Raw genomic sequence first — 6,416 nt, forward strand, 5'->3', positions numbered from 1 at the left:
AGGCAGGGCGAGGTCCAGCGCTTGACCTTCGAGTCGGGTCGAAGGTTTACCGTCGGTGGCGTGACGACCTACCGCATCTCGCAGATGGCCGAGCGCTCCGGCGTCCCGGCCACGACGCTGCGCTTCTACGAGGACGCCGGGCTGCTGCCCGCCGACCGGACCCCGTCCGGGTACCGGATGTACGGCGAGGACGCGGTGGAGCGCCTGGCCTTCATCTCCTCGGCCAAGCTCCTGGGCCTGGCCCTGGAGGAGATCCGCGACCTCCTCGACGTCCGCGAGGAGGGAGTGTGCGCGTCGGTGCGGGCGCGGATGCTGCCGCTGGTCGCGGACCGGATCGCCGAGACCGACGGCCGCATCGCCGAGCTGCGCGCATTCTGCGCCCACCTGGCCGGTGTCCACGCCGAGCTCTCGGCCCCGGCCCCGGCCGGGGCGTGCGGTCCGGAGTGCGGCTGCACCACGACCGGCACCCCGGCGGCGGCCGGACCGGTGCCGATCGAGCTGTCCCCGACCCGCCGCACTCCGGCCGCTGAGGCGTGGCGGGAGGTCCCGGTCGCCTGCACGCTGGGCGGAGCCGAGCTGGACGAGCGCACCGAGCAGTGGCGGGCCCTGGCCGGCAAGGCCGAGCGCCGCGAAGAGATCCCCGACGGCCTCAGGTTGTCCTTCCCGGCCGGCGCCGAGCTCGCCGGCGAACTCGCGGCGCTCGCCGCGGCGGAACAGGGCTGCTGCGCGTTCTTCGACTTCACCCTGCACCTGACCCCGACCGGTCTCCAGCTGGAGGTGCGGGCCCCCGAGGCCGCCGCCGGGATGCTGGCCGACCTCTTCGGAGCCGCCGCGTGACCACCACGTCCTCTCCCCGTCGGTCCCGCCCTTGGGGCACGCTCGGCGCGGCCGCGGTCGCCGCCTGTGCGGTGTGCTGCGCGGGCCCGGTCCTGGCCGTCCTCGGCTCCGTCGGCGTCGCCTCCGCGATCGGCGCGCTGTGGATGCCCGCCCTGGCAGTGCTCGCCGTGGCCGCCGGGCTCGGCTTCCTCCTCGTACGGCATCGGCGCCGCACGACGTCCTGCCGCACGGTCCCGGCCCGGGCCGACCTCGGCATGCCCACCCTCGGCCCGCCGCCGGAGGGCGGCAAGGCTGCCCGCTGAGCAGGACCGCCGGCCAGGCCCCGCACGGGGTCTGTGAGGATGAACCGTCCGGCGCGCCATGGGGCGGCTGGCACCGATGAAGGAGCAGTTGGGGTGTCGCAGCAGGGACCGCAGGGCCTGGTCGAGCGGATGGAACACCACCAGGTCATGGTCTACCTGGCAGCGCTGGCCGGCGGCGGCCTCCTCGGCTGGGCGGCCCCCGGCCTCGGGCCCGGGCTGGAGCACGCGATCAATCCGGTCCTCGGGGCGCTGCTGTTCGTCACCTTCCTCCAGGTCCCGGCCGCCGAACTGGTCCGCTCGCTGCGCGACGGACGGTTCCTGTCCGCGGCGGTGGTGGTCAACTTCGTGGTGGTGCCGCTGGTCGTCGCCGCGATGTTCACCCTCCTCCCGGCCGACCAGGCCGTGCGCCTGGGCGTGCTGCTGGTGCTGGTGTGCCCGTGCGTGGACTACGTCATCGTCTTCTCCGGCCTCGCCGGCGGCTCCAGCCGCCGCCTGCTGGCCGCCACCCCGGTCCTCCTGGTCGCGCAGATGCTGCTGCTGCCGGGGTTCCTCTACCTGTTCATGGGTTCCGAGCTCGCCGACATCGTCGAGGTCGGCCCGTTCCTCGAGGCGTTCCTTGCCCTGATCGTCAGCCCGCTCGCCCTCGCCTTGGCCCTTCAGGCATGGGCCGCCCGCCGCCCGGCCGGGCAGAAGGTCTTCGGTGCGGCGACCACCACGATGGTCCCGCTGATGGCCGCGACCCTCCTGACCGTGGTGGCCTCCCAGGTCCCCAAGCTCGGCGACAGCCTCGGCGACGTCGCCGCCGTCGTCCCGTACTTCGTGCTGTTCCTCATCGTGATGGCGTTCGCCGGGAAGGCCGTAGCCCGACTCTTCCGCCTCGACGCACCCGCGGGGAGGGCGATCGTCTTCACCGGCGCGACCCGCAATTCCCTCGTCGTCCTCCCCCTGGCCCTGGCTCTGCCCGACTCCCTCGCCGTCGCCTCCCTCGTCGTGGTCACCCAGACCCTCGTCGAGGTCCTCGGCATGGTCGCCTACGTACGTCTCGTCCCTCGCCTGGTGCCCGAGGAAGAGCAGACCGAGGCCGCCTCCCGCTGACCGCCCGCTCCTCACCGGGCAGCTTCATGTCCGGTCGGAGTGCGCGGTTGCGACGTAGCACATGGCGGCGCCGTTGCTCAGGCCGAACAGGCGCATGAGGTGGAGAGGGCGTGCTGTCGGGCCTCGAAGAGGATCCGGTGCGGGAGGACCAGCTGCATCGTCAACCCGGCGCGAGTGAAGGTGCGATAGATGGCTCTGTTCACGAGTTGTGGTTCTGGCTCGACGGAAGCTGAGCCAGAACCCGAGAATCGACAGCACCTTGGTCAGGTCCGCGGTGAGGACCAAAGGCCAGTGCCGGCGCCAGCCACGGCCCCAAGCACTCCGAGCGTCGCGACCAGACTGCTCGGGTGGCGGCACTGGCCTGGGCCCATGGCGGAGCTCCTACCGGGCCGGTGCGCTCATGAGCGGGCCGAAGATGTCCGCTCCGAGGCGTTCGGCCTCGGCCTGGTCCAGGACGGCGCCGCTGAGGTCGGCCTGCTGGCAGCCCCACTGCTCAGCGGTGGCGCGGGTGGTGAAGAAGCGCAGGTAGCCGCAGCACACGGCGGCGGCCGGGCCGGTGCCGGGGCGGGCGCCGTAGTAGACCACCGCGGTCGCCGGCTGCCAGGTGGTCTTCCCTCTGGTGAACTCCACACGGACGGGCTCGCCAGTAACCGGGTCGGTGGAGGTGATGAGGGCGTCGGTGTCGAGCATGACGGGGGTTCCGAGCGCGTCGATCGCGCACATCGACCACACCGTCGGCCCGTCTGCGATCTGCACGGCGTGCTCGGTGGGGACGGCGGAGAACGGGTAGGCGGCCTGGATATGCCCGGCGTCGTCCAGCGTCAGGAAGTCCTCGGAGACAAGCTCGGCGAGGACCTCGGCAGCCGGCACGCCGAAGGGCACGGCCGCCGACTCCATCTCGGCCGCCGCGGGTGGGGCGCCGGTGGTGGCGAAGGACCGCAGGACAGCCTGCTGCACCGCTCGCAGACCGCCCTCGGGCGGGGCGAGACGGCCCTGCCCGGCCCGTCCGGCCGCCCGGTCCGCACCGCCAGTGGCGGGAGTGTCGAGCACCCGCCGCAGCTCCTCGACGGAGGGTGCTCCGCCGATCCGGCCGTTGGCACCAACGTAGAGCCTGCAGGAGATGGTGGCCGCAGTGCCCGGCTCGGCGAACGGGTCACGGCCGTCGACCAGCAGCGTCGGCGAGCCGTGCATGCCCCGGCGTTCGGCCTCCGCCTGGTCGGCGACCACGCGCTCGGCGAGCTCCACATCGGTGCGGCCCGCCAGGGCGAGCTCCAGCCGCTCCTTGAGCACCGGGCCGTTCGGGCAGTCCGGAACGATCAGCATCTCCACGCGCATCAGCGCCACCTCCAGGTCACACGCCGCACGCTAGACCTTCCACTGCACTGGAAGGTCAAGGGCTACCGTGGAGGTATGCGCATCGGAGCCCTCGCCACCGCCACCGGCACCACCACCAAGACCCTGCGCTTCTACGAGCAGGCCGGGCTGCTGACGGACCCGCCCCGCACCCCGGGCGGCTACCGCGACTACCCGGCCCACACCACGGCCCGGGTCGACTTCATCCGCTCCGCCCAGGCCGCCGGTCTCAGCCTCGCCGAAATCCGCGACGTCCTCGCGATCCGCGACGGCGGCCAGCCGCCCTGCACACACGTCACCACCCTGCTCGGCCGACACCTCGCCGATGTCGAGCGCCGCATCGCCGAACTGGAGACAACCCGCGCCATGCTCCGCGAGCTGACCCGCACCGCCTCCACGATCGCCCCCGAGACCTGCACCCAAGGCGACATCTGCCGCATCCTCGCTGCCGACTGAGCTGAACGCCGCCCGCCGACGCTGTCCGAACCCATGAACATTTCGAATCCGGCACGCCGCCAGCTGCCTCCCAAACTCATGGACAGGCGCTGCCCGTTTCTCGTGAGCAGAGCCATGCGATGGAGCACGGTGTCGATCACGAGCCGGTGGAGGGATGTCGGGCGCTAACTGCTGCGAGACGAACAAGTGTGGGTTGAGCCGCCGGCCAGCGCCGGTGGCGTCCGGTGACCCAGTCGGCGACCTGCGGGTGCGTGAGGTCCTTCAGCAGGCCGGCTCCTGTGGACAGGGCTTCTGCAACATCACCCGATACGCCTGCGGGAGGCCGGACCTGCCGGTGGGGGCACGGGCGGGCCGCCCACTGCGGTCAGTGACTGCGCGGTTCGTGCTCGGGCAGCCGAGCGCGCAGCGTGGCGGCGAAGTCCTCCGCGCGGGAGAGCTGAGTGCGGAGCTTGTCCACCTGCTCGGCCGCGGCCTGCTCGTACGCGCGTACGCGCTCCAGGAGTGCTTCGCGCTCGGTGGCGTCGAGACCGGGGCCGTCGTCGAGGCGGTCAGTGGCTTCGAGCAGGTCACGCATCTGGTCCAGAGTGAAGCCGAGGGGCTTCATGCGGCGGATGACCATGAGCCGGGCAACGTCCATCTCGGTGTAGAGGCGGAAGCCGCCCTGGGAGCGGGCAGAGGGGGTGACCAGGCCGGTCTCCTCGTAGTGCCGGATGGTGCGCAGGGACAGCTCGGTGCGCGCGGCGACCTCACCGATCTGCATGTGCTTGCCGTCCACGTCCGCGCTCCTGGCCCTTCGCCCTCGGTCATGGCAGCCACCCCTGCCGGAACCCTCCGAACCCTACTCTAACGTTAGGGTAGAGTTGTTGGGTGTGAGGGCAGCGTTCCGCGGCCCCGCCGTTGCCTTGTCGGGGCCGACGACGCCCCCGGTGAAGATCCTAATCTTGCGGGAGAGAAGCGTGCGCGAGCCCATGACGCCCGGCGCCGCCGCCTGCCCGCCGTGATGCTTCGCCCCCGGATGTGAACTCCGGCGCCTCGCGTCTGCCGGTTTGCGTCCGGATCCGCTCTCTTCCGGTTCCGCGCTGACGGGGCCGTCCGCGGGGTGCCGACCCGGCCCCTCCGCCTCCTCCCGCACGCCCCGGCCTGCCCCGTGAGGCGTGCCCGAGCACGACAGGTACCTGTTTCCTTGCTCTCTTCCGCTGTCACCGCATCCCCGGCCGCGCGCCTGCGCGGCCTGAAGCCCGACTGGATCTCCGATGCGAAGGTCTGGCGCACCGAGATCCTGGCGGGTCTCGTCGTCGCTCTCGCCCTGATCCCCGAGGCGATCTCGTTCTCGATCATCGCCGGGGTCGACCCGGCGGTCGGCCTGTTCGCCTCCTTCACCATGGCCGTCGTCATCTCCATCGTCGGCGGCCGACGCGCGATGATCTCCGCCGCCACCGGCGCCATCGCCCTCGTCATCGCCCCGCTCAACAGGGAGCACGGCCTGGGCTACCTGATCGCCGCCGTCATCCTCGCCGGAGTCATCCAGGTCATCCTGGGCGCGCTCGGGGTGGCGAAGCTGATGCGGTTCGTGCCGCGCTCGGTGATGGTCGGCTTCGTCAACGCCCTCGCCATCCTGATCTTCATGGCGCAGGTCCCCGAGATGCACGACGTGCCCTGGGCCGTCTACCCGCTGATCATCGGCGGCCTGGCCCTGATGGTGTTCTTCCCGAAGGTCACCAAGGTGATCCCGGCCCCGCTGGTGTCCATCGTCATCCTGACTGTCATCACGGTCGCGGCCGGCGTTGCGGTGCCGACCGTCGGCGACAAGGGCGCCCTGCCGTCCTCCCTGCCCGTCCCCGGCCTGCCGGACGTGCCGTTCACCCTCGACACCCTGACCACGATCGCCCCGTACGCCTTCGCGATGGCACTGGTCGGCCTGATGGAATCGCTGATGACGGCGAAGCTGGTCGACGACATCACCGACACCCACTCCTCCAAGACCCGCGAGTCCATCGGCCAGGGCATCGCCAACATCGTCACCGGCTTCTTCGGCGGCATGGGCGGCTGCGCCATGATCGGCCAGACCATGATCAACGTGAAGGTCTCCGGCGCCCGCACCCGCCTCTCCACCTTCCTGGCGGGCTCGTTCCTGATGGTGCTGTGCATCGCCTTCGGCCCCGTCGTCTCCGACATCCCCATGGCCGCCCTCGTCGCCGTCATGATCATGGTGTCCTTCGCGACCTTCGACTGGCACTCCATCGCGCCCAAGACGCTGAAGCGGATGCCCGCTGGGGAGATCGCCGTCATGGCCATCACCGTGATCGTGGTGGTCGCCACCGACAACCTCGCCATCGGCGTCGTCGTCGGCTCCATCACCGCCATGGTCATCTT

The 6,416-nt window shown here is 71.4% G+C and carries 7 protein-coding genes; 5 read left to right on the forward strand and 2 right to left on the reverse strand.

Annotated features, from left to right (window positions below; translation table 11 throughout):
• Positions 1-60 precede the first annotated feature (60 nt).
• The 3 genes from ACWEEU_RS28855 (at position 61) to ACWEEU_RS28865 (ending at position 2,234) form a co-directional block, all read left to right on the forward strand.
• Positions 61-837, forward strand: a complete 777-nt coding sequence (locus ACWEEU_RS28855) for a heavy metal-responsive transcriptional regulator (RefSeq protein ID WP_451736278.1) — start codon at positions 61-63, stop codon at positions 835-837.
• Positions 834-1,139 carry a hypothetical protein gene (locus ACWEEU_RS28860; protein ID WP_451736281.1) on the forward strand — a complete coding sequence of 102 codons (306 nt, stop codon included), beginning with the start codon at positions 834-836 and terminating at the stop codon, positions 1,137-1,139. The genes ACWEEU_RS28855 and ACWEEU_RS28860 overlap by 4 nt, the downstream gene beginning before the upstream one ends.
• A gap of 129 nt (positions 1,140-1,268) precedes the next feature.
• Entirely contained in the window at positions 1,269-2,234 is a 966-nt protein-coding gene (locus tag ACWEEU_RS28865; protein WP_451736303.1) for a bile acid:sodium symporter, read from the forward strand.
• Positions 2,235-2,615: 381 nt separating this feature from the next.
• Here ACWEEU_RS28865 and merB read toward each other — a convergent pair whose 3' ends face one another.
• On the reverse strand, positions 2,616-3,569 hold the full coding sequence (gene merB, locus ACWEEU_RS28870) for an organomercurial lyase (RefSeq protein WP_451736284.1): 954 nt from the start codon (positions 3,567-3,569) through the stop codon (positions 2,616-2,618).
• Between the two features lie 75 nt (positions 3,570-3,644).
• Here merB and ACWEEU_RS28875 point away from each other — a divergent pair, with 75 nt between their 5' ends.
• Positions 3,645-4,043, forward strand: coding sequence for a MerR family DNA-binding protein (locus ACWEEU_RS28875; RefSeq protein ID WP_451736286.1), 399 nt, complete (start codon positions 3,645-3,647; stop codon positions 4,041-4,043).
• Between the two features lie 364 nt (positions 4,044-4,407).
• Here ACWEEU_RS28875 and ACWEEU_RS28880 read toward each other — a convergent pair whose 3' ends face one another.
• Complete coding sequence (locus ACWEEU_RS28880) at positions 4,408-4,818, reverse strand: MerR family transcriptional regulator (RefSeq protein WP_451736288.1); 411 nt, start codon at positions 4,816-4,818, stop codon at positions 4,408-4,410.
• 408 nt (positions 4,819-5,226) lie between these two features.
• Here ACWEEU_RS28880 and ACWEEU_RS28885 point away from each other — a divergent pair.
• Positions 5,227-6,416 (forward strand): SulP family inorganic anion transporter (locus tag ACWEEU_RS28885; protein WP_451736291.1); only part of this gene is annotated, 1,190 nt, incomplete at its 3' end.

The organism is Streptomyces sp. NPDC005004 (assembly GCF_053600675.1).